The organism is Pseudomonas sp. SC3(2021), from assembly GCF_019856535.1.
GTDB classification, from domain to species: Bacteria; Pseudomonadota; Gammaproteobacteria; order Pseudomonadales; family Pseudomonadaceae; genus Aquipseudomonas; species Aquipseudomonas monsensis.
Map to the genome: position 1 here is coordinate 2,013,672 of NZ_CP082236.1, position 23,808 is coordinate 2,037,479.

A 23,808-nucleotide genomic window follows, 5' to 3' on the forward strand; every position below is an offset into this window, starting at 1 on the left:
CATTAAAAAACCTTGCCGCTCGGCAAGGTTTTTTTTGCGCATTTTTTTATATTCCAAAATATAAGCTATAGCGCATTTTTTATTCTTTTTATGTTCTCCGACGAATGCTTAAAGTAGACCCGTTCAGCGTCCAAAAGACGCTGCGGTGTTTTGGCATTTTCGTCCCTCGACAATTTGACGGGTTCAGGAATCGGTGTTGAAGCCGATACCTCCAGTCTGAGGTGCCTTCTATATGTCTTCGGGTTCTGAAAAAGAATGAAACAATTCTTTTGGGGACTATGCCGGGGTATCCTTTCGCGGCTTTGACTGGGGGTAAAGGGTCCGCCGCGATCAAGCGTTCAGGATTTCGGGCAATCGATCCGAAACCGACAGTAAAAAAAGCAAAAGAATTAGAAACGAGAGGAGCGATACATGAACAAGTCCACCTTGGCCCTGGCTGTGGCCGTAGGGGTTATGGCGCAGCAGGCAGGCGCCGCCGGTTTCATCGAAGACAGCAAAGCTACTTTGGGGCTGCGTAACTTCTACATCAACACTGATAACCGTGATGGCGATACCAAAGCTGCCAAGGCTCAGAACAAGCAAGAAGAATGGGGCCAAGGCTTCGATCTGCGTTTCATCTCCGGTTACACCCAAGGCACCGTAGGCTTCGGTATCGACGCCATCGGCCTGGTGGGCGTGCGTCTGGACTCGGGTGGCGGCACCAACGGCGCCACTGCTACCTCTTACGGTGGCACTGTGTTCCCGAGCAAGTCCAACGGCGAAGCGGTTGATAACTTCTCCAGCCTGGGCCTGACTGCCAAAGCCAAGATCTCCCAGACCGAGCTGAAGCTGGGTACTCTGCAGCCGAAACTGCCGGTCATCGTGACCAACGACGGTCGTCTGTTGCCGCAAACTTTCCAGGGTGGCCAGATCACCTCGAACGAGATCAAGGACCTGACACTGGTTGCCGGTCAGATCGAACACGCCAAGGGCCGTAACTCGAGCAACAACGAAGAGTTGTCGATTGCTGGCTCCAACGCTCACACCGCTGCCGGTCGTGACAGCAACAAGTTCATTTACGGTGGTGGTGACTACAAAATCACCAAAGACCTGACTGCCCAGTACTACTACGGCAACCTGCAGGACTACTACAAGCAGCACTTCCTGGGTCTGGTGCACAACTGGGCTATCGGTCCGGGCGTCCTGAAGTCTGACTTCCGTTACTTCAACAGCCGTGACGATGGCGCCAACGGTAACGACCCTGCCTACTACACCACTGGTGACTACGGCACTGGCATCACCAAAGGCAAGGTAGACAACAACCTGTACAGCGGCTTGTTCCTGTACACCGTTGAAGGTCACACCTTCGGTGGCGGTTATCAGGTCAGCAACGGCAACAGCGATTTCCCTTGGCTGAACCAGGGTGACGGCTCGTCGGCATACATCACTACCGACATGCAGATCGCCAAGTTCGCTCGCGCAGGTGAGCGTACCTGGCAAGCTCGCTACTCGTACGACTTCGCCAAAGTTGGCGTACCAGGCCTGACCGCCGGCGTGGTTTACCTGCGTGGCGATAACATCGACACCACCGGTAAAGTTGGCGACCGTCAGGTCAGCACCAACGCGACTGGCCGTTCCGAGTGGGAACGTGACCTGACCATCGGTTACGTTGTGCCAGAAGGCCCGCTGAAAAACGTTGGCGTGATGTGGAAAAACGCTATGTGGCGCAACGACATCCCGGGTCAACGCGACCAGGATGAAAACCGCCTGATCGTCAGCTACTCGATCCCGCTGCTGTAATAGCGCGCTCCTGCACCTGATGTAAAAAAAGCCCCGTCCGGCATCGCGCCGGACGGGGCTTTTGCGTTTTCGAGTCAGGCCCACCCCCGTAGGCCTTTCCCGAAATTTCCCTCTTTACAGCAACTCAAGGCCTTCTCGAACCTTGCGACCGATGTTCGTCGGGTTGCCGTCGAGCGTCCAGTGAACAGAAGTTTAATATTCACTAATGATCTAGATATCTAGTTATTTATTCTTTTTCATGATGTCGAATCCCGAGCTACAGTTGAGTTCTCCAACAACTCATCAGGAGCAGCATCATGAGCCTCAGACTCGGCGACATCGCCCCCGACTTCGAACAGGATTCCAGCGCCGGCAAGATTCGTTTCCACGAGTGGCTGGGCGATAGCTGGGGTGTGCTGTTCTCCCACCCGGCCGACTTCACCCCGGTGTGCACCACCGAACTGGGCTTCACCGCCAAGCTCAAGGATGAGTTCGCCCAGCGTGGCGTCAAAGCCATCGCGCTGTCGGTCGACCCGGTGGACTCGCACCACAAGTGGATCGAAGACATCAACGAAACCCAGAACACCATCGTCAACTTCCCGATCCTGGCTGATGCCGATCGCAAGGTGTCTGACCTTTACGACCTGATCCACCCGAACGCCAACGACACGCTGACCGTGCGTTCGCTGTTCGTGATCGATCCGAACAAGAAGATTCGCCTGACCATCACCTACCCGGCGAGCACCGGCCGCAACTTCCACGAGATCCTGCGGGTGATCGACTCGCTGCAGCTCACCGACAACTACAAGGTGGCCACCCCGGCCAACTGGCAGGACGGTGAAGAGGTGGTGATCGTGCCGTCGCTCAAGGATGAAGATGAAATCAAACGACGCTTTCCAAAAGGCTATCGCGCGGTGAAGCCGTACCTGCGCCTGACGCCGCAGCCGAACAAGTGAGTCAGTGAGATTTGCGGTGTGGCCATAGTCCAGTCACCACGAAACCACGATGCAGGGGATTCAGGCCGTTTCGACGGCCTTTTTTTTGCCTGAAAGAAGGTTGAATACATATCTCCAAAACGCATAACCAAATGAATAAATATGATTTATGGATATATAAATCAGCTGGTAAGGTCACTCCCATCGAAGCGAGATCGCAACCCGCGAATCGCCTGTAACGTGCAAGGAATTCTCTGAATGCTGGTCGTCTCACTCGGTGGCAGTCCCAGCCTGCGCTCCCGTTCCGGAGTGTTGCTGGAACGCTCGCAACGCTGGTTGCAACAGCAAGGGGTGGAAGTGGTGAGTTATCAGGTGCGGGACTTCCCGGCCGAAGACTTGCTTCACGCCCGCTTCGACAGCCCGAAGGTGCTCGACCTGCTGCAACAGATCGAAAACGCCGACGGCCTGCTGATCGCCACACCGGTGTACAAGGCTTCGTTTTCCGGCGCGTTGAAGACGTTGCTGGATCTGCTCCCGGAGCGCGCCTTGAACCACAAGATTGTCTTGCCGATGGCCACTGGCGGCAGCATCGCTCACATGCTGGTGGTCGATTACGCGCTAAAACCGGTGCTGTCGGCGTTGAAAGCCCAGGAAATGCTCCAGGGCATTTTCGCCGAGGACAGCCAGATCGCCTACGGCGAAGGCAGTGCCGCCGCACAACTGGCACCAGCGCTGGAGCAGCGTCTGCACGAAGCGCTGGATCAGTTTGTCAGTGCCATGGCCCGCCGGCCGAAACCGCTGGAGCCGGGCTTGTTGAATGAACGTTTATTGAGTGCTCGCTGGAGCATTTAAGCCTCACCGGAACTTGATGTAACTCACCTTACTCAGCCGCTAACGGTTAAGCAGGTGCAGCCAAAACCCAACAGCAAAATAGGAGAGCGCTATGCGCACTGTATTTTTGCGTCGTGGTCTGGTCGCTCTGTTTGCTGCGGCTGTCACCTTCGGCGCCATCACTCAAGCTCAGGCCGAGACGCTTCGAATCGGCTATCAGAAGTACGGCACGCTGGTGCTGCTCAAAGCCAAAGGCACGCTGGAAAAACGTCTGGCCGCCCAAGGCGTCGACGTGCAATGGACTGAATTCCCTGGTGGCCCGCAACTGCTCGAAGGCCTGAACGTCGGTTCGATCGACTTCGGTGTCACTGGCGAAACCCCGCCGGTGTTTGCCCAGGCGGCGGGCGCCGATCTGCTCTACGTCGCCTACGAGCCACCAGCGCCGAACAGCGAAGCGATCCTCGTACCGAAGGACTCGCCGATCAAATCGGTGGCCGATCTCAAGGGCAAGAAAGTCGCCCTGAACAAAGGCTCCAACGTCCACTACCTGCTGGTGCGTGCGCTGGAAGACGCCGGCCTCAAATACTCCGATATTCAAACCGTATTCCTGCCGCCCGCCGATGCCCGCGCCGCGTTCGAGCGTGGCAGCGTCGATGCCTGGGTCATCTGGGATCCGTACCAGGCCGCTGCCGAGAAACAACTGCAAGCGCACACCCTGCGCGATGGCAAAGGCATCGTCGACAACCACCAGTTCTATCTCGCGACCAAGCCCTACGCACAGAAGAATCCTGAGGTGATCAAGACCCTCGTCGAAGAAGTGCGCGCCGTCGGCGAATGGTCGAAGGCCAACCCTGAAGACGTCACCCAACAAGTCGCGCCACTGCTTGGTCTGCCGGCGGACATCACCCTGACCTCGGTGAAACGCCAGGGTTACGGCGCACTGTTCCTGACCCCGGAAGTGGTCGCTGCGCAACAGAAAATCGCTGACACGTTCTTCCAGCTCAAGCTGATTCCCAAGCCGCTGAGCATCAAGGATGTGATCTGGACACCACCGGCCGCTGTGGCCAAGGCGCAGTAATTCGAATCCCCAAGGAGACCACTCCATGAGCCTCAATATCTTCTGGTTCCTGCCTACCCACGGCGACGGCCATTACCTTGGCACCGCCGAAGGCGCTCGCGCCGTCGACCACGGTTATCTGCAACAGGTCGCGCAGGCGGCGGATCGTCTGGGCTTCGGCGGCGTGCTGATTCCCACCGGCCGTTCCTGCGAAGACTCGTGGCTGGTGGCAGCATCGCTGATACCGGTGACACAGTGCCTGAAGTTCCTCGTTGCCCTGCGCCCCGGGATCATTTCCCCGACGGTGGCAGCGCGCCAGGCCGCCACGCTGGATCGTCTGTCCGGCGGTCGTGCGTTGTTCAACCTGGTGACCGGCGGTGACCCGGAGGAGTTGGCCGGCGACGGTCTGTTTCTCGATCACGAGGCGCGATATCAGGCCTCGGTGGAGTTCACCCGGATCTGGCGTCGGGTGCTGGAAGGCGAGACCGTCGATTACGACGGTGAACACATCAGCGTGAAGGGTGCCAAGCTGCTCTATCCGCCGATCCAGCAGCCGCGTCCGCCGCTGTACTTCGGTGGCTCGTCGGAAGCGGCGCAGGACCTGGCCGCTGAACAGGTCGAGATGGTCCTGACCTGGGGCGAGCCGCCAGCAGCCGTGGCCGAGAAGATTGCGCAGGTGCGCGCCAAAGCCGCCAGGCTCGGACGCACCGTGCGCTTCGGTATTCGTCTGCATGTGATCGTGCGGGAAACCAACGCTGAAGCGTGGCAAGCGGCGGATCGCCTGATCTCGCATCTGGACGATGACACCATCAAGCGTGCGCAGGCATCGCTGGCGCGCTTCGATTCGGTCGGTCAGCAACGCATGGCCGCGCTGCACGGCGGCAGCCGCGACAACCTCGAAGTCAGCCCGAACCTGTGGGCCGGCGTCGGTCTGGTGCGCGGCGGTGCCGGTACGGCGCTGGTCGGCGATGGCCCGACCGTGGCGGCGCGAGTGAAGGAATACGCGGATCTGGGCATCGACACCTTTATCTTCTCCGGTTATCCACACCTCGAAGAGTCGTACCGCGTCGCTGAACTGCTGTTCCCGCACCTCGACATCGAGCGTCCGGAACAGCCGAAAAGCGCCGGTTATGTCAGCCCGTTCGGCGAGATGGTCGCCAACGACATTCTTCCCAAAGCCGCGTCGCAGAGCTGAGGCGCGCCATGAAGAAAATTATCCACAGCCTCGCGCCCTGGGCGTTGCCGGTGTTGTTGCTGGCGGTGTGGCAGTTGTCGGTGTCGGCCGGTTGGTTGTCGACGCGGATCCTGCCGGCGCCGGTGGCGGTGATCGAAGCCGGCGTCAGTCTGGTGCGCAGCGGCGAGATCTGGACGCACCTGGCCATCAGCGGCTGGCGCGCGGCGCTGGGCTTCACCATCGGTGGCAGCATCGGCCTGGTGCTGGGCTTCATCACTGGCCTGTCGAAGTGGGGTGAGCGTTTGCTCGACAGCTCGGTGCAGATGATCCGCAACGTGCCGCACCTGGCGCTGATTCCGCTGGTGATTCTGTGGTTCGGGATTGACGAGTCGGCGAAGATTTTCCTGGTGGCGTTGGGCACGTTGTTCCCGATCTACCTCAACACTTATCACGGCATCCGCAACGTCGACCCGGCGCTGGTGGAGATGGCGCGCAGTTACGGCCTGTCCGGTTTCAGCCTGTTCTGGCAGGTGATTCTGCCGGGCGCGCTGCCTTCGATTCTGGTCGGCGTGCGCTTCGCGCTGGGCTTCATGTGGCTGACGCTGATCGTCGCGGAAACCATTTCCGCCAGCTCCGGCATCGGTTATCTGGCGATGAATGCCCGCGAGTTTTTGCAGACCGACGTGGTGGTGCTGGCGATCCTGCTTTACGCCGTGCTCGGCAAACTCGCCGACCTCGCCGCCCGTGGACTGGAACGTGTGTGGCTGCGCTGGCATCCGGCCTATCAGGTTGCCAAGGGAGGTGCGGCATGACGGCTCAACAACCTCCACGCCTGCTGCGCGGGATTCCGCTGGTGGTGCGCAACCTGCAGAAAACCTTCGGTGCGCGGCAGGTGCTGCGTGACATCGACCTGCACATTCCGGCGGGGCAATTCGTCGCTGTGGTCGGGCGCAGCGGTTGCGGCAAGAGCACCTTGCTGCGCTTGCTCGCCGGCCTCGACCAGCCGACTGGCGGCGACTTGCTGGCCGGCGCCGCACCGCTCAGCGATGCGCGGGATGACACGCGGTTGATGTTTCAGGAAGCGCGGCTGCTGCCGTGGAAAAAGATCATCGACAACGTCGGCCTCGGCCTCAAAGGCAACTGGCGCCCGCAGGCGCTGGCAGCGCTGGAGGCGGTCGGTCTGGCCGATCGCGCCAACGAGTGGCCGGCGGCCCTATCCGGCGGGCAGAAGCAGCGTGTTGCGCTGGCCCGGGCGTTGATCCACCAACCGCGCCTGCTGCTGCTCGACGAACCGCTCGGTGCGCTGGACGCCCTGACCCGGATCGAGATGCAGCAATTGATCGAGCGCTTGTGGCAGCAGCACGGCTTCACCGTGTTGCTGGTGACCCACGACGTCAGCGAGGCGGTAGCGATTGCCGACCGGGTGATTCTGATCGAGGACGGCGAAGTCGGCCTTGACCTGCAAGTTGAATTGCCGCGTCCGCGAGTGCGCGGATCGCACCGGCTGGCGGCGCTGGAAACCGAAGTGCTCAACCGAGTTTTGTCCCTGCCTGGCGAGCCGCCAGAGCCGGAACCCGTTTCACCCCTGCCTACGCAATTGCGTTGGGCGCAATGAAGCAGCTTCAAGCGGCAAGCTACAAGCTGCAAGTAAAAGCGCTGTGCTTTTGCTTGCCGCTTGAAACTCGCTACTTGCAGCTTATTTCGACCCCAGGAGAAATATCATGACTATCAAAGCCATCAACGTGCGCAACCAGTTCAAAGGCTCGATCAAGGAGATCGTTCTCGGCGACGTGCTGTCGGAAATCGACGTGCAGACCGCCTCCGGCATCGTCACTTCGGTGATCACCACCCGTTCGGTCAAAGAGCTCGAACTGGCGGTGGGCAGCGAAGTCATTGCCTTTGTGAAATCCACCGAGGTGTCGATCGCCAAGTTGTAAGCCGGTGAGTAAAAAACAACCCCGGAGGGCGTGAGCCCTTCGGGGTTTTTTGTGCCTGATCTGAAAACTGCGGCGCGGCCTTCGCGAGCAAGCTCGCTCCCACAGGTTCGGTGTCGTTCACAGATGTTGTGTTCACTACAAATCACTGTGGGAGCGAGCTTGCTCGCGAAGGGGGCGGTGAGGGCGCTAGAGATTTCTTTTGGGCAGATAAGGCGGCAGATACAACCCGATATAGGCATCAAACACCCGCATCCCTTCCTCGGCCATGCGCGGCGTGATCTGACCGTGCTGCTGCACCGAGCGCGCATACACGCGGTCGCCGAGCTCCATCGCCAGCGCAAACACATCGACATCCTCCGGCAGCCTTGGCAATTCGAAGTGATGATCGAACAGCTTGTGCATCAGGTCGCCCAGTTCGATGTCGTGCTGGCGGTCGGCCTGGGTCACTTCGGTCAGGCCATGTTGCGCCAGGATCAACTGGCGCGCGGCGGCGTCTTCGTCGTAGATCTCCAGCATCCGCTGTTCGATCAGCCGCGACAGGTCACGCCAGTCGCGCAGGGCCTGGTGATTGATCGGGGCTTGCAGGCAGGCGCGAAAGGCCGCGTGCACATCGGCGGTCAGCGCTTCCAGCAGCGCCGGGACGCTGGCGAAGAAGTGGTACACGGAGGAGGGCGGAATCTGTGCGCGCTCGGCGACGCTGTAGATCGACAGACTGGCCACGCCTTCGGCCGCCAGCAGTGTGCGCGCGGCGTCGAGAATCGAATCGATCCGCGCCTGGCTGCGGGCACGGGGTTTGCGGACGGGGGCGGGACGCGTCATGGAAGTCTCCTGCGGGGCAGGGGGCATTGTACGAGCCGGGTTCCGTGTTGTCTTGTCGACCGCCATCGCTGGCAAGCCAGCTCCCACAATGATCTGTGTAGAACACACATTTTGAGTACCCAGCAGAAACCTGTGGGAGCTGCGGTGCGACGATTCGACTTGCCAGCGATCCGCCGCAGGCGGCCATCCACCCCATCAACAGAGATGGCTGGTTGGTCATAAAAAAACGCCGTGGGCTGCAGGAGCCGACGGCGTTTTATCTGGTTCGCAATCCGTTTAAACGGTATGCAAGTACCAGTTGTACTCGAGGTCGGAAATGGAGTGTTCGAACTCCTCCAGCTCGCTCTCTTTACAGGCGACGAAGATATCGATGTATTTCGGATCGATGTATTTGGCCATCACCTCGCTGTCGTCCAGCTCACGCAATGCATCGCGCAAGTTGTTCGGCAGGCTTTGTTCGTTCTGCTCGTAACTGTTGCCTTCGACCGGAGCGCCCGGTTCGATCTTGTTCACCAGACCGTGATGCACACCCGCCAGGACCGAAGCCATCAGCAGGTACGGGTTGGCGTCGGCGCCGGCCACGCGGTGCTCGATACGCACGGCATCGGCAGAACCGGTCGGTACGCGGATCGCCACGGTGCGGTTGTCCAGGCCCCAGCACGGCGAGTTCGGTACATAGAACTGCGCGCCGAAGCGACGGTACGAGTTGACGTTCGGGCAGAGGAAAGCCATCTGCGCCGGCAGGGTCTCGAGCACACCGCCGATCGCGTGACGCAGCGCGGCGTTCTGCTCGGGATCCTCGCTGGCAAAAATGTTTTTGCCATCTTTGTCGAGTACCGAAATGTGCACATGCAGACCATTGCCTGCCTGGCCTGGGTACGGCTTGGCCATGAAGGTGGTGTCCATTTCATGGTCGTAGGCGATGTTCTTGATCAGACGCTTGAGCAGTACCGCGTAGTCGCACGCCTTGATCGGGTCGGCGACGTGGTGCAGGTTCACTTCGAACTGCGCCGGGGCACTTTCCTTGACGATGGCGTCGGCCGGAATACCTTGCTCTTTGGCGCCTTCCAGAATGTCCTGGAGGCAGTCGACGTATTCGTCGAGGTCGTCGATCAGGTAGACCTGAGTCGAGTGTGGGCGTTTGCCGGAGATCGGCGAGCGTGGCGGCTGTGGACGGCCGTTCACGTTTTCCTGGTCGATCAGGTAGAACTCGAGTTCGAACGCGGCGCAGATGGTCAAGCCCATCTCGTCAAATTTTGCAACAACTTGACGGAGCACTTCGCGCGGATCGGCGAAGAACGGATCGCCTTCGAGTTCGTGCATGGTCATCAACAGTTGCGCGGTCGGGCGCTTCTGCCATGGCTCGTTGCACAGGGTGTCGGGGATTGGATAGCAGATCCGGTCGGCGTCGCCGATGTCCAGGCCCAGGCCGGTGCTTTCCACCGTAGAGCCGTTGATATCCAGAGCAAATAGAGAGGCCGGCAGGTTGATGCCTTTCTCGTAAACCTTGTGGAGGCTGGTGCGTTCGATGCGCTTGCCGCGCACCACACCATTCATATCCGCAATCAGAAGGTCAACGTACAGAACCTCAGGATGTTCCTTAAGGAACGCGTTCGCTTCGTTAAGCTGAACGGCACGCGGGGGTACCGACATGATGCAACACCTTTGTTGTTAAAAATATCAATCATTGATCTTTTCTGGTTTCAGTCAACCCGAACGGCCTGCCGAAGTCAAGCGAGGCCTTTTTTGCCCTAAAAAAGCGCTGCGAGGGCATTTATGGGGCACTTTGGGGCGGTTTTTTATCCTTGGGACGCTTGGCACCCGCAGGCTTGAGCAGGCCGTGTTGTATTTTTTACGGGGGTGTTGTGTAAAAAAATGAACAAGGCTAAGCTCGGATCAAACCCATAACAGCAATAATACCGGGGTGCTTCATGTCTCGCCTGCCGTTAATCGGCATCACCGACTGCTCGCAACAGTCCGGTCTGCATGCTCATCACATCAGTGGCGATCAATCCGTCCGTAGCGCAGCCAGCAAGGCTCGCGGGCTGTCTACGCCGGTCTCGTCGGCAGCAGCCAGAACGGTCGCGTCCGTTATTCTGGACGTACGGCAAGGCATCCTGTTTATGGCGTCTCCTTTCACTATAGATCCCTTTGAGTCCCAAAGCCTGTGCCGCTCTTCGAGCCGTGCTCATGATTCTGCACGCCTTGAATGTGCACAGGAAATGCAACGCCAGCGTAAAGGGCAGGTAAGCTCCTCTTTCATTGTTGATGCGCGGTGCCAGGCGTAAGCCGGCACTGCGCGCAAGCAAGCTCCCTTTAACGCGACGTCACGGCGTCAAACTTTGCCTGACACCCCTGTCAGGAGACTCAGCCCAGAGGCATTTATGAGTAACAACCTCGACCAGCTCACCGATTGGTTGAAAGACCACAAGATCACAGAAGTCGAATGCATGATCGGCGACTTGACCGGTATCACCCGCGGCAAGATCTCGCCGACCAACAAGTTCATCGCCGAAAAAGGCATGCGCCTGCCAGAGAGTGTGTTGCTGCAGACCGTGACCGGCGACTACGTTGAAGACGACATCTATTACGAACTGCTCGATCCGGCCGACATCGACATGATCTGCCGCCCCGACCAGAACGCCGTGTACCTGGTGCCGTGGGCGATCGAGCCGACCGCCCAGGTGATCCACGACACCTACGACAAGCAAGGCAACCCGATCGAGCTGTCGCCGCGCAACGTGCTCAAGAAAGTCCTGAAACTCTACGCCGACAAGGGCTGGCAGCCGATCGTCGCGCCGGAAATGGAGTTTTACCTGACCAAGCGCAGCGACGACCCTGACTATCCGTTGCAGCCGCCGATTGGCCGTTCGGGCCGTCCGGAAATCGGTCGTCAGTCGTTCTCCATCGAAGCGGCGAACGAATTCGACCCGCTGTTCGAAGACGTCTACGACTGGTGCGAACTGCAGGAGCTGGACCTCGACACGCTGATCCACGAAGACGGCACGGCGCAGATGGAAATCAACTTCCGTCATGGCGACGCCCTGTCGCTGGCCGACCAGATCCTGGTGTTCAAACGCACCATGCGCGAAGCCGCGCTCAAGCACGACGTGGCCGCCACCTTCATGGCCAAGCCGATGACCGGTGAGCCGGGCAGTGCGATGCACTTGCACCAGAGCATCATCGACATCGAGACCGGCAAGAACGTGTTCTCCAATGAAGACGGGACCATGAGTCAGCTGTTCCTGCACCACATCGGTGGCCTGCAGAAACTGATCCCGGAATTGCTGCCGCTGTTCGCGCCGAACGTCAACTCGTTCCGCCGCTTCCTGCCGGACACCTCGGCGCCGGTGAACGTGGAGTGGGGTGAAGAGAATCGCACCGTGGGCCTGCGCGTCCCGGATGCCGGGCCGCAGAATCGCCGTGTGGAAAACCGCCTGCCGGGCGCCGACGCCAACCCGTACCTGGCGATTGCCGCAAGCCTGCTCTGCGGCTACATCGGCATGGTCGAGGGCCTCAACCCGAGCGCGCCAGTCGTTGGCCGTGGCTATGAACGCCGCAACCTGCGCCTGCCGCTGACCATCGAAGACGCCCTCGAGCGCATGGAAAACAGCGCGACCATCGAGAAATACCTGGGCAAAACCTTCATCACTGGCTACGTCGCGGTTAAACGGGCCGAGCATGAAAACTTCAAGCGCGTGATCAGTTCCTGGGAGCGTGAGTACCTGCTCTTCGCCGTCTGATACGCCGGGCACGGCTGGCAGCAGCCGTGCCTTCACCGATAACAAGGAGAATTGGCATGACCAGCAACAACCCGCAAACCCGTGAGTGGCAAGCCCTGAGCAGCGATCACCACCTGGCCCCGTTCAGCGACTTCAAGCAGCTGAAAGAGAAGGGCCCACGGATCATCACCAACGCCAAGGGCGTGTACCTGTGGGACAGCGAGGGCAACAAGATCCTCGATGGCATGGCGGGTCTGTGGTGCGTGGCGATCGGTTATGGCCGCGATGAGCTGGCTGACGCGGCTGCCAAGCAAATGCGCGAACTGCCTTACTACAACCTGTTCTTCCAGACCGCGCACCCGCCGGCACTGGAGCTGGCCAAGGCCATCGCCGACGTGGCACCTGAAGGCATGAACCACGTGTTCTTCACCGGCTCGGGCTCCGAAGGCAACGACACCATGCTGCGCATGGTTCGCCACTACTGGGCGATCAAGGGCCAGCCGAACAAGAAAGTCATCATCAGCCGCAAGAACGGCTATCACGGGTCCACCGTGGCCGGCGCGAGCCTGGGTGGCATGACCTATATGCACGAGCAGGGCGACTTGCCGATTCCGGGCATCGTCCACATCGCGCAGCCGTACTGGTTCGCCGAGGGCGGCGACATGTCGCCGGAAGAGTTCGGCCTCTGGGCGGCCAACCAGCTGGAAGAGAAAATTCTTGAAGTCGGCGTGGACAACGTCGGTGCCTTTATTGCCGAGCCGATTCAGGGCGCTGGTGGCGTGATTATTCCGCCCGACAGCTACTGGCCGCGCATCAAGGAAATCCTCGCCAAGTACGACATTCTGTTCGTGGCGGATGAAGTGATCTGCGGTTTCGGCCGTACCGGTCAGTGGTTCGGTTCGGATTTCTACGACCTGAAACCGGACATGATGACCATCGCCAAAGGCCTGACCTCCGGCTACATCCCGATGGGTGGCCTGATCGTTCGCGACGAAGTGGTGAAGGTGCTCAACGAAGGTGGTGATTTCAACCACGGCTTCACCTACTCCGGGCACCCGGTGGCAGCAGCGGTGGGTCTGGAAAATATCCGGATTTTGCGCGACGAGAAAATTATCGAGAACGTGCGTAACGAAACGGCACCGTATTTGCAGAAACGTCTGCGCGAACTCAACGATCACCCGTTGGTAGGTGAAGTGCGCGGGGTCGGTCTGCTCGGGGCGATCGAGCTGGTGCAGGACAAGGCCTCTCGCAAGCGTTACGAAGGTCGTGGCGTGGGCATGATCTGCCGGCAGTTCTGCTTCGATAACGGCCTGATCATGCGCGCCGTGGGCGACACCATGATCATTGCGCCGCCGCTGGTGATCAGCAAGGCGGAGATCGACGAGCTGGTTACAAAGGCACGCAAGTGTCTGGACCTGACCCTCAGTGCGTTGCAGGCCTAAGTGCTAGGCTTCGAGCGAGGGAGCTGCGGCGCTCTCGCTCGATGGTGTCAGAAAGGTCGGCCTTTTGTTGAAAGACCGCCTCCGATCTTGCCAGACTAGCCGCGGTTCCAGTTGTCGGGGTTCGGCCGCTGAACAGAGTGGTTCAAAAAAGAAAAATTTGGAGCATGACGCATGAAGGCATTAGGTAAAAAGCTTGCTGGCAAGACTCTTCTCGCTTTGTCCGTAGCGGGCATGATGGCGGGTGCGGTTCACGCGGACGACAAGGTGCTGCACGTCTACAACTGGTCCGACTACATCGCCCCGGACACCATCGCCAACTTCGAGAAGGAGTCGGGGATCAAGGTTGTCTACGACGTATTCGACAGCAACGAAACCCTGGAAGCCAAACTGCTGGCGGGCAAGTCCGGTTACGACGTCGTTGTGCCGTCGAACAACTTCCTGGCCAAGCAGATCAAGGCCGGCGTTTATCAGGAACTGGATCAGTCCAAGCTGCCTAACTGGAAGAACCTGAACCAGGACCTGCTCAAGGCCGTATCGGTCAGCGACCCGGGCAACAAGCACGCCTTCCCGTACATGTGGGGCTCGATCGGCATCGGCTACAACCCGGAGAAGGTCAAGGCTGCGCTGGGCGTCGACACCATCGACTCGTGGGACGTGCTGCTCAAGCCGGAAAACATCGCCAAGCTCAAGGGCTGTGGTGTGAGCTTCCTCGATTCGCCGACCGAAATGCTGCCGGTCGCGCTGCACTACCTGGGCCTGCCAACCGACAGCCAGAAGAAAGAAGACATCAAGAAGGCCGAGGAACTGTTCCTCAAGATTCGTCCTTCGATCACCTACTTCCACTCCTCCAAGTACATCTCGGACCTGGCCAACGGCAACATCTGCGTAGCGGTCGGCTACTCGGGTGACGTGCAGCAGGCCAAGTCCCGTGCTGCCGAGGCCGGTGACAAGGTCAAAGTCAGCTACGCCATTCCGAAGGAAGGCGCGGGCAGCTTCTTCGACATGGTCGCGATTCCGAAGGATGCCGAAAACGTTGAAGGCGCCTACAAGTTCATGACCTTCCTGCAGAAGCCTGAAGTCATGGCCAGCATCACCAACGCCGTACGCTTCCCGAACGGTAACGCCGCTGCAACACCTCTGGTAGAGAAAGACATCACCAGCGATCCAGGCATCTACCCGCCAGCCGATGTGCAGGCCAAGTTGTATGCCATCGCCGATCTGCCAGCGGCGACCCAGCGTGAATTGACCCGCAGCTGGACCAAGATCAAATCCGGTAAATAAGCCGGTTTGAAGCCGTAACCGCTGGCCGTCGTCGTTTGTGAGGGCGGTCAGCGGATCAATTAAATGACAGGAAGTTTTGCAGGAACGGTTTTTCGAGGGTAAGTTGCGCGCCGGTTTTGTTTCCGGGCAGCCATGGCTGTCATGTAACGCGGGGCAACTTGGGCCCAATTAAATTAGAGGACCTCCACTTGCCTATTTTTTCTTCTTTGCGCAAAGCCCTGCTGGCCACTGCCGGCCTGACCATTGCTGTCGGAGCCCAGGCCGCCGGTACGGTGCATATTTATAACTGGTCGGACTACATCGGCGAGACGACCCTGGCCGACTTCCAGAAAGCCACCGGGATCACACCGGTCTACGACGTGTTCGATTCCAACGAAACCCTGGAAGGCAAGCTGCTGGCCGGGCGTACCGGTTACGACGTGGTCGTGCCGTCGAACCACTTCCTCGGCAAGCAGATCAAGGCGGGCGCGTTTCAGAAGCTCGACAAGGCGCAATTGCCGAACTATTCCAACCTCGACCCGGTGCTGCTCAAGCGCCTGGAGCAGAACGATCCCGGCAACCAGTACGCCGTGCCGTACCTGTGGGGTACCAACGGCATCGGTTACAACGTCGACAAGGTCAAGGAAGTGCTCGGTGTCGACAAGATCGACTCCTGGAGCGTGCTGTTCGAGCCCGAGAACATCAAGAAACTGCACAGCTGCGGCGTCGCGTTCCTCGATTCGGCGGATGAAATGATGCCGACCGTGCTCAACTACATGGGCCTGAACGCCAACAGCACCAACCCCAAGGATTACGAAAAAGCCACCGACAAGTTGCTCGCGGTGCGTCCTTACGTGACCTACTTCCACTCGTCCAAATACATCGGCGACCTGGCCAACGGCGACATCTGCGTGGCCATCGGTTTCTCCGGTGACATGTTCCAGGCCAAGCATCGCGCCGAGGAAGCCAAGAAAGGCGTGAACATCGCGTACTCGATTCCAAAAGAAGGCGGCGCGCTGTGGTTCGACATGCTGGCGATTCCGAAGGACTCGTCCAACGTCAAGGAGGCGCACGCCTTCATCAACTATTTGCTGAAACCTGAGGTCATCGCCCAGGTCAGTGATTACGTCGGTTACGCCAACCCCAACCCGGGGGCGGACAAGCTGATGGAACAGTCCATCCGCACCGATGCAGCGGTTTATCCACCGCAGGCCGTTCTCGACAAGACTTACGTGTCGGTCGAGTTGCCACCCAATATTCAGCGTTTGATGACCCGTAGCTGGACCAAGGTCAAGTCGGGCAAGTAAGGCACAAACTATCCTGGGTTCGTCTGCATTGGGCGAACTGCACTGTTTTTTTCTGGGAGTTTCGTAAATGGCAGTTGCCTCCGGCGCCTATAAGAAAGCCCTCGAGGGCGACCAGACACCTAAACAGGTGTTGGTCAAAATCGACCGGGTCACGAAGAAGTTCGACGAGACGATTGCCGTGGACGATGTGTCCCTGGAAATCAAGAAGGGCGAGATCTTCGCCCTGCTCGGCGGTTCGGGATCGGGCAAATCCACCCTGCTGCGGATGCTGGCAGGGTTCGAACGGCCCACGGAGGGGCGCATTTTCCTCGACGGCGTCGACATCACCGACATGCCGCCGTACGAGCGACCGATCAACATGATGTTCCAGTCGTACGCCCTGTTCCCGCACATGACTGTGGCGCAGAACATCGCGTTCGGCCTGCAGCAGGACAAGATTCCCAAGGCCGAGATCGACGCCCGCGTAGCTGAAATGCTCAAGCTGGTGCAGATGAGCCAGTACGCCAAGCGCAAGCCGCATCAACTGTCCGGCGGTCAGCGGCAGCGCGTGGCGCTGGCGCGTTCCCTGGCCAAGCGGCCGAAGCTGCTGTTGCTCGATGAGCCGATGGGCGCACTGGACAAGAAACTGCGGTCGCAGATGCAACTGGAGCTGGTGGAGATCATCGAGCGCGTGGGCGTGACCTGCGTGATGGTGACCCACGACCAGGAAGAGGCCATGACCATGGCCGAGCGCATCGCGATCATGCACCTGGGCTGGATCGCCCAGATCGGCAGCCCGATCGACATCTACGAAACCCCGACCAGCCGTCTGGTCTGCGAATTCATCGGCAACGTGAACATCTTCGAAGGCGAAGTGATCGACGACGCCGAAGGCCACGCGACCATCACCTGCAAGGACCTCGACCGGCAGATCTACGTCGGCCACGGCATCAGCACGTCGGTGCAGGACAAGTCGGTCACCTACGCGATCCGTCCGGAGAAACTGCTGGTCACCGCCGATCAGCCGACCTGCGAATACAACTGGTCGAGCGGCAAGGTGCATGACATCGCCTACCTGGGCGGTCACTCGGTGTTCTACGTCGAGCTGCCGAGCGGCAAGCTGGTGCAATCGTTCGTCGCCAACGCCGAACGCCGCGGCGCCCGCCCGACTTGGGGTGACCAGGTTTACGTGTGGTGGGAAGACGACAGCGGCGTGGTACTTCGCTCATGAACATGCGCAAATTCAAACGCCGCCTCAATCGAATAATTCCCGGTGGCCGCCAACTGGTCATCGGGGTCCCGTTCATCTGGCTGTTTCTGTTCTTCATGCTGCCGTTCTTCATCGTGCTGAAGATCAGCTTCGCCGAAGCCGACGTGGCCATCCCGCCGTACACCCAGATCTACACCTTCGCCGAGCAGAAGCTGCAGTTGCTGCTGAACCTGGGCAACTACGCGATGCTCGGCGACGACGAGTTGTACATTGCCGCGTACCTCGGCTCGCTGAAGATGGCGTTTTTCAGCACCCTTCTCTGCCTGCTGATCGGCTACCCGATGGCCTACGCCATCGCCAGTGCCCGTAAAGAGCTGCAAACGGTGCTGGTGCTGCTGATCATGATGCCGACCTGGACCGCGATTCTGATCCGCGTTTACGCGTGGATGGGCATCCTCAGCAACAACGGCCTGCTCAACGGGTTCCTGATGAGCATGGGCCTGATCGACGAGCCGCTGCAGATCCTCAATACCAACCTCGCCGTGTACATCGGTGTGGTCTATTCGTATCTGCCGTTCATGATCCTGCCGCTGTACGCCAACCTCGTCAAACACGACACCAGTCTGCTGGAAGCGGCGTCGGATCTCGGTTCGAGCACCTTCAACAGCTTCTGGAAAATCACCGTGCCGCTGTCGAAAAACGGCATCATCGCCGGCTGCATGCTGGTGTTCATCCCGGTGGTGGGCGAGTTCGTGATCCCGGAACTGCTTGGCGGCCCGGAAACCCTGATGATCGGTAAAGTGCTCTGGCAAGAGTTCTTCAACAACCGTGACTGGCCGGTGGCGTCCGCCCTGGCGGTGGTGATGCTGGCGATCCTGATTGTGCCGATCATCCTGTTCAACCGCAGTCAGGCCAAGGAAATGGAGGGTAAAGAATGAAGCGCTTCCGTTTCTCCAGCCTGATGCTGGTTCTGGGTTTGTTGTTCATCTACCTGCCGATGCTGATCCTGGTGATCTACTCGTTCAACGCCTCGAAACTGGTGACAGTGTGGGGCGGCTGGTCGATCAAGTGGTACGTCGGCCTGCTCGACAACACGCAATTGATGGGCTCGGTGTTGCGCTCGCTGGAAATCGCCTGCTACACCGCGGTCGCCGCGGTGGCGCTGGGCACGCTGGCAGCGTTCGTGCTGACCCGCATCACCCGCTTCAAGGGCCGCACGCTGTTCGGTGGCCTGGTCACCGCGCCGTTGGTGATGCCGGAAGTGATCACCGGTCTGTCGCTGTTGCTGCTGTTCGTGGCGATGGCGCAGATGATCGGCTGGCCGCAGGAGCGAGGCATCGTCACCATCTGGATCGCCCACACGACGTTTTGTGCGGCTTATGTGGCGGTGGTGGTGTCGGCGCGTCTGCGTGAGCTGGACCTGTCGATCGAAGAAGCGGCCATGGACCTCGGTGCACGGCCGTGGAAGGTGTTCTTCCTGATCACCATCCCGATGATCGCGCCGTCGCTGGCAGCGGGCGGCATGATGTCGTTTGCTCTGTCGCTGGACGACCTGGTGCTGGCGAGCTTCGTCTCCGGGCCGGGCTCGACGACCCTGCCGATGGAAGTGTTCTCGGCGGTGCGTCTGGGCGTGAAGCCGGAGATCAATGCCGTGGCCAGCCTGATTCTGCTGGCGGTATCGCTGGTGACCTTCATGGTCTGGTTCTTCAGCCGCCGTGCCGAAGAGGCGCGCAAAAAAGCCATCCAGCAAGCCATCGAAGAAGGCGCCGCCGATTCGTGGAAACAACCGGACGTACGTCGCGCACCGGCTCCGGAAGCGGCGTAAGCCAATGGGGTTGATTACAGATCTGTGATCAACCCCAATCCCTGTGGGAGCGAGCTTGCTCGCGAAGAGGGCGTGTCAGTCGATGGAAATGTTGCCTGACCCACCGCATTCGCGAGCAAGCTCGCTCCCACAGTTTGTTTCTGGTGATCTTCAAATCCAGGGAGAGTTACGGATGACCTCGACAAAGTTCATCGGCTTGAACCCCGGCTCCTGATCTTTCAATACATCGGTCTTCACATTGCCGAACGTGGTCTGCGGACGATGGCGCAAGCCGTCGGCAAACGCGCAGATGATGCACTCCTTGAACCCTTCTCCGCGCGGATGCGCATGCACCACCGCCTCACGCTGCACGGTGCTGAACGCGGCGTAATCCATGCCCAGCACATCCATCTCGACGCCAGCGGTGACCAGCGCCACCGTCGGGCGCAGATACTTCGGCACGCCTGGCGTGGTGTGCAGGGCAATCGACAGCCAGACCTGCTCGATGTCGTCATCGCTGAGCCCGTACGGTTTGAGAAACGCCGCTGCCGCGTTGGCGCCGTCCACTTCGAAACGCTCGTCATCACTGCGGTGACCTTCGACCAGACCGAGGTCATGGAACATTGCGCCGACGTAAAGCAGCTCCGGGTTGTAAGCCAGTTGCTGGCGCTCGCCGCTCAATGCGCCGAATAGAAAGACCCGGCGCGAGTGGTGGTAGAGCAGGTCGGATTCGATGTCGCGGATGTATTCGGTGCTGGCCCGAGCGAGGGCGCTGTCGGGGATTTTGATGCCGGCGATGGTCGTGGTCATGGCAGGTTTCCTCACTGAAACGCCGTTGTGGCGCTGATGGGGAAAGTCTGTTCCCGGCGCTGGAAGCGAACAATCGACCCATGGCTGCGATCCTTGCCAATCCACCTGCAAATCGTGCCAACTCGGATCAGAGACCCAAAGGAGCTTTGCCGCCATGACCAAAACCGTCGCCATCGTCGTGTTCGCCGGCGTGCAGTCGCTGGACGTCAGCGGCCCGATGGATGTGTTCGCCGAGGCAAATCGCTTCCTGGCGCCCGAGGATCACTATCGGCTCGAAGTGATCGGCGTCGAACGCGGCCCGATGGCCTGCTCCAACGGTTTGACCCTGAATGCCCATCGGCATTTCAGCGAAGCACTCGACGCCTACGATCTGCTGCTGGTCGCTGGCGGCCCGCAACTGCCCTTCATGGATTTCGGCGCGACGTTCGACGAGTGGCTGTGCGAGGCGTGTGCACGGGCGCAGCGCTTCGGTTCGATCTGCAACGGCGCGTTCATGCTGGCGCGCGCCGGAATGCTGGAAGGGCGCACCGTCACCACGCACTGGAACGATGCCGAGGCGTTGGCCCGGCTGTGCCCGACCACACAGGTTGAGGCGGATCGTCTGTACGTCGAGGACGGCGCGCTCTACACCTCGGCCGGGGTGACGGCGGGGATCGATCTGTCGTTGTACCTGCTGGCGCGTGATCACGGTGCTGAAGTGGCGCTGAGCGTGGCCAAGCGCTTGGTGGTGTTCACTCAGCGCTCCGGTGGCCAGTCGCAGTTCAGTCCGTTCTTGACGCCGCACGCGGAGCCGACGTCGGCGGTGGCAATGGTGCAGCTTTATGTATTGGCCAATCTGACTGGTGATCTGACGATCGCTGATCTGGCCAATGCGGCGAACATGAGTGCGCGCAATTTCTCTCGGGTGTTTGCGCGCGAAGCCAAGGTCACGCCAGCGGAGTTCGTCGAGCGGGCGCGAGTGGATGCGGCGCGGGTGATGCTGGAAAGTACGGCGGCGCCGTTGAAGACTGTGGCGTATCAGTGTGGTTTTCGCGATGCGCAACACATGCGCAGTGTGTTCAAACGCCGGCTTGGCGTGACGCCGCAGCAGTTTCGGCTGAATTTTGCGGTGGCGCTTTAACCCTCACCCCAGCCCTCTCCCGGAGGGAGAGGGGGCCGACCGCGGTGTCTGGCGTTTTACATCGACCTGAAAGACCTTATCGATTATGGATTCGGCAAAGCAGGGTCAGGACGGTGTAAGCCATGAGCATCCCCCCGATCAGTCCCCTCTACCTCTGGGAGAGGGCCAGGGTGAGGGGCTTTTAAGGTGCTGCCCGCGCAGGCAACAGCTTCAACGTACTGCGCGTATTCGCCGTCACCTCTTCGGCATTGAAATGTGCCTGCACATACATCCCGTCGACATACGCTTCAGCCTGATCGTCGTAGTGACTGTCGAACGGCACGCCGCTTTGACCGACCGGGTTGATGGTCAGGCTGTGCGCCGGGTCGGCGAAGTCCACCAGACGTCGTGTCGAGGGCCCGTACGTGACCGGCCATGGCGCCGGGCCGATTCTCGCCGACAGGTTATTCGGCACTTCATGGCTACCTGGCGCGGCGAATGGCCCGACATTGAAAATCCGCTCGAGTGGCTTCTGCTGACCCAGCGGATGACCATGGGTCAGGGTGTGTGCCATGCCCCATTTCCAGCTCTTCGTGTCGTCACCGAGGGTCTGTTTCAGGTGCGCCATGCTCGCCTGCCACGCCGCTTTGACGATGTCGGCTCGAGTCTCCTTGTTCGGCGTGTTGCGGTTGTCCCACCACGGTGAGTCGGCGTTCGCCGCCAGGCGCGGCAGGGCGGCATCGATCACGCGGGTCGACAGCAGCGTGTCGAAGAAATCATTGCCTAGCTCATCACGCATTGCCGCATCGGCCAGGTCGTAGAGGAACTGGTTGAACACCGTGGCACTGACCGAATCCAGCGGATAGTCGCCTTGCCATTGCGCCAGTTGCTCGACCAGCTTCAGTTGTGCCGGATCACTCACCACTTCACGCAGTACCGGCAGCAACGGCGCCAGCGTGCGCGGGCCGTAGGCGGTGGTGGTGCCCAGTTGCAGTTTCTGGTTGGCCTCGTTGTTCCACTTCACGCTTTTGTCGCTGAGTTGGCGGTTGAGCTGTTGGCCCCTGTCAGCCAGGTTGTAGTAACCGGGAATCTCCATGCCGGTCGGCGACAGCGGCTGGAAGTTGGCCGAGACGATATAACCGCGCGCCGGGTTCTCCTCCTGCGGGTTGGCGCTGAACGGGTAGTAACCGTCCTTGTCCGCCTGACCGCTGCTGCCGTCGAGAATGAAGCCCGGTTTCACCCCGGCCGGCCGCTTGGGCAGCAACGCCGATGCCCACCAGGCGATATCGCCCTTGGCGTTGGCATACACCAGGTTCAGTCCGGGTGCCTGCACCTTGGCTGCGGCGGCGCGGGCCTTGGCCAGAGTGTCGGCGCGATTGAGCTGGTAGAAACCTTCGAGGATCGGGTTCGGCGTTTCGAGGAACGCCCACCACATGGCGATCGGCGTCTTGCCCGCCGCCGTGCCGAGGGCGTCGTTGACGATCGGGCCGTGGGGTGACTGACGCAGGGTCAGGGTCACCGCTGTCTGGCCCTTCACCTTGATCTGTTGCTCGCTGGTGACCATGTCGGTCCATTGGCCGTGGTACCAGACCTGATTCGGATTGTCCGGATTGACCTTCTCGGCGATCAGGTCCAGATCGTCGTTCTGAAACATGGTCAGGCTCCAGCCGAAATCCAGGTTGTGCCCCAGAAATGCAAACGGCACCAGCGCCTGATGATGGCCGTACAACTCGAAGCCCGGCGCCGACAACTGTGCCTCGTACCACACCGACGGCACCGAAAAGCGGATGTGCGGGTCGCCGGCCAGCAGCGGTTTGCCGCTCTGGCTGCGGCTGCCGGCGATCACCCAGGCGTTGCTGCCTTCGAACTGAGGCAGGCCGTTGTCGAGCAAGGCCTGCTCGCTGAGGCGGGCGAGGGCGTTGAGGTCTTTCCAGTCAGCTGCCGCAAGGCCTGGGGTGGCTTTCGCGTGCCCCTTGGCCAGCACGCCTTTGGGCTGCCAGTCGAGGTCGAAGACATTCAGGTAATCGGCGCCGAGCTGGTCGCGCACGTAGGTCAGCAGCGGTTCGGTGCGAAACGCGGCGGCAAAGCTGTAGGCCATGTAACCGGCGACGCTGATGCTGTCCTCAGCCGTGAACGGCCGCTTGGGGATGCCCAGCACGTCGAACTCCACCGGCGCGGCGTGGCTGTCCTGATATTGGTTGATGCCGTCCAGATAGGCTTGCAGGGCCTTCCACGCCGGTGACTGTTTATCGAGACTGGCGACATAACTGGCGGCGCGTTCGCGGATGCGCAGGCTGCGGAACAGTTTGTCGGTGTCGAGCAGCTTCGGCCCGAGCACTTCGGCCAGTTCGCCGCGGGCGAGGCGGCGCATGGCTTCCATCTGGAACAGGCGGTCCTGGGCATGTACGTAGCCGAGGGCGCGATAGAGGTCGGTTTCGTTCTCGGCACGAATGTGCGGCACGCCGCGCTCGTCGTAACGCACGGTCACCGAACCTTGCAGGTTGCGCAACTCCACCTGGCCCTGACGTGTGGGTAGTTTGCTGTAGACGTACCAGCCGGCGCCGGCGAGCAACACTAAGATGAGCAAGGCAAGAACGGTGAACACGCGTTTCATGGTGACTCCTTGTGCATGCGGGATTGCCGCCCGTCGGGCTGCAAACAATT

21 protein-coding genes are annotated in these 23,808 nt (G+C 60.1%); 17 read left to right on the plus strand and 4 right to left on the minus strand.

All coding sequences use genetic code 11. From position 1 onward, the window contains the following. Window positions 1–411 precede the first annotated feature (411 nt). The 8 genes from K5Y35_RS08885 to K5Y35_RS08920 all read left to right on the plus strand — a co-directional run bounded on the left by K5Y35_RS08885 (window position 412) and on the right by K5Y35_RS08920 (window position 7,692). Entirely contained in the window at window positions 412–1,779 is a 1,368-nt protein-coding gene (locus K5Y35_RS08885) for an OprD family porin (protein ID WP_128615873.1), read from the plus strand. A gap of 296 nt (window positions 1,780–2,075) precedes the next feature. After that, a complete protein-coding gene (locus K5Y35_RS08890; protein WP_123469679.1) occupies window positions 2,076–2,714 on the plus strand; it encodes a peroxiredoxin in 639 nt (212 codons plus the stop codon). 237 nt (window positions 2,715–2,951) lie between these two features. Then, window positions 2,952–3,545, plus strand: coding sequence for an NADPH-dependent FMN reductase (gene ssuE / locus K5Y35_RS08895; protein ID WP_123469677.1), 594 nt, complete (start codon window positions 2,952–2,954; stop codon window positions 3,543–3,545). 91 nt (window positions 3,546–3,636) lie between these two features. Next, a complete protein-coding gene (locus K5Y35_RS08900) occupies window positions 3,637–4,602 on the plus strand; it encodes a sulfonate ABC transporter substrate-binding protein (protein ID WP_007913834.1) in 966 nt (321 codons plus the stop codon). Window positions 4,603–4,627: 25 nt separating this feature from the next. Further along, window positions 4,628–5,776 (plus strand): FMNH2-dependent alkanesulfonate monooxygenase, encoded by a 1,149-nt coding sequence (gene ssuD / locus K5Y35_RS08905; protein WP_222834088.1) that lies wholly within the window; start codon window positions 4,628–4,630, stop codon window positions 5,774–5,776. An 8-nt stretch (window positions 5,777–5,784) separates the two neighbouring features. Then, on the plus strand, window positions 5,785–6,567 hold the full coding sequence (gene ssuC, locus K5Y35_RS08910) for an aliphatic sulfonate ABC transporter permease SsuC (RefSeq protein WP_003229260.1): 783 nt from the start codon (window positions 5,785–5,787) through the stop codon (window positions 6,565–6,567). Next, a complete protein-coding gene (gene ssuB, locus K5Y35_RS08915; protein ID WP_128615875.1) occupies window positions 6,564–7,370 on the plus strand; it encodes an aliphatic sulfonates ABC transporter ATP-binding protein in 807 nt (268 codons plus the stop codon). Before ssuC ends, ssuB begins: the two co-directional genes overlap by 4 nt. A 106-nt stretch (window positions 7,371–7,476) precedes the next feature. After that, on the plus strand, window positions 7,477–7,692 hold the full coding sequence (locus K5Y35_RS08920) for a molybdopterin-binding protein (RefSeq protein WP_007967989.1): 216 nt from the start codon (window positions 7,477–7,479) through the stop codon (window positions 7,690–7,692). Between the two features lie 186 nt (window positions 7,693–7,878). Here the strand turns inward: K5Y35_RS08920 and K5Y35_RS08925 are convergent, their stop codons facing one another. Both K5Y35_RS08925 and K5Y35_RS08930 read right to left on the minus strand, forming a co-directional pair. After that, window positions 7,879–8,511: a TetR/AcrR family transcriptional regulator gene (locus K5Y35_RS08925; RefSeq protein WP_222834089.1), complete on the minus strand. Its 633-nt coding sequence runs from the start codon at window positions 8,509–8,511 to the stop codon at window positions 7,879–7,881. A 276-nt stretch (window positions 8,512–8,787) separates the two neighbouring features. Beyond that, the gene (locus K5Y35_RS08930; RefSeq protein WP_128615876.1) at window positions 8,788–10,164 is read right to left on the minus strand and encodes a glutamine synthetase family protein; all 1,377 of its coding nucleotides are present in this window, start codon (window positions 10,162–10,164) and stop codon (window positions 8,788–8,790) included. A gap of 278 nt (window positions 10,165–10,442) precedes the next feature. On the opposite strand from K5Y35_RS08930, the gene K5Y35_RS28135 reads away from it, so the two are divergent. The 8 genes from K5Y35_RS28135 (at window position 10,443) to K5Y35_RS08970 (ending at window position 19,256) form a co-directional block, all read left to right on the plus strand. Then, entirely contained in the window at window positions 10,443–10,799 is a 357-nt protein-coding gene (locus tag K5Y35_RS28135; protein ID WP_222834090.1) for a gamma-glutamyl-gamma-aminobutyrate hydrolase family protein, read from the plus strand. Between the two features lie 96 nt (window positions 10,800–10,895). Continuing rightward, a complete protein-coding gene (locus K5Y35_RS08940) occupies window positions 10,896–12,254 on the plus strand; it encodes a glutamine synthetase family protein (protein WP_007967993.1) in 1,359 nt (452 codons plus the stop codon). 56 nt (window positions 12,255–12,310) lie between these two features. Continuing rightward, complete coding sequence (locus K5Y35_RS08945) at window positions 12,311–13,675, plus strand: aspartate aminotransferase family protein (protein WP_123469668.1); 1,365 nt, start codon at window positions 12,311–12,313, stop codon at window positions 13,673–13,675. A 171-nt stretch (window positions 13,676–13,846) separates the two neighbouring features. After that, window positions 13,847–14,956, plus strand: coding sequence for a polyamine ABC transporter substrate-binding protein (locus K5Y35_RS08950; protein ID WP_123469666.1), 1,110 nt, complete (start codon window positions 13,847–13,849; stop codon window positions 14,954–14,956). Between the two features lie 188 nt (window positions 14,957–15,144). Continuing rightward, complete coding sequence (locus tag K5Y35_RS08955; protein ID WP_128615879.1) at window positions 15,145–16,242, plus strand: polyamine ABC transporter substrate-binding protein; 1,098 nt, start codon at window positions 15,145–15,147, stop codon at window positions 16,240–16,242. A 67-nt stretch (window positions 16,243–16,309) separates the two neighbouring features. After that, window positions 16,310–17,452, plus strand: coding sequence for an ABC transporter ATP-binding protein (locus tag K5Y35_RS08960; protein WP_103302476.1), 1,143 nt, complete (start codon window positions 16,310–16,312; stop codon window positions 17,450–17,452). A 35-nt stretch (window positions 17,453–17,487) separates the two neighbouring features. Then, window positions 17,488–18,369, plus strand: a complete 882-nt coding sequence (locus K5Y35_RS08965) for an ABC transporter permease subunit (protein WP_185015842.1) — start codon at window positions 17,488–17,490, stop codon at window positions 18,367–18,369. Beyond that, window positions 18,366–19,256: an ABC transporter permease subunit gene (locus K5Y35_RS08970; RefSeq protein ID WP_123469660.1), complete on the plus strand. Its 891-nt coding sequence runs from the start codon at window positions 18,366–18,368 to the stop codon at window positions 19,254–19,256. Before K5Y35_RS08965 ends, K5Y35_RS08970 begins: the two co-directional genes overlap by 4 nt. Before the next feature lie 150 nt (window positions 19,257–19,406). Here the strand turns inward: K5Y35_RS08970 and K5Y35_RS08975 are convergent, their stop codons facing one another. Next, window positions 19,407–20,045 (minus strand): HD domain-containing protein, encoded by a 639-nt coding sequence (locus K5Y35_RS08975; RefSeq protein ID WP_128615552.1) that lies wholly within the window; start codon window positions 20,043–20,045, stop codon window positions 19,407–19,409. A gap of 154 nt (window positions 20,046–20,199) precedes the next feature. Here K5Y35_RS08975 and K5Y35_RS08980 point away from each other — a divergent pair, with 154 nt between their 5' ends. Further along, the gene (locus K5Y35_RS08980; protein ID WP_222834091.1) at window positions 20,200–21,165 is read left to right on the plus strand and encodes a GlxA family transcriptional regulator; all 966 of its coding nucleotides are present in this window, start codon (window positions 20,200–20,202) and stop codon (window positions 21,163–21,165) included. A 181-nt stretch (window positions 21,166–21,346) separates the two neighbouring features. Here K5Y35_RS08980 and K5Y35_RS08985 read toward each other — a convergent pair whose 3' ends face one another. Continuing rightward, complete coding sequence (locus tag K5Y35_RS08985) at window positions 21,347–23,758, minus strand: penicillin acylase family protein (protein ID WP_222834092.1); 2,412 nt, start codon at window positions 23,756–23,758, stop codon at window positions 21,347–21,349. Window positions 23,759–23,808: the final 50 nt, after the last annotated feature.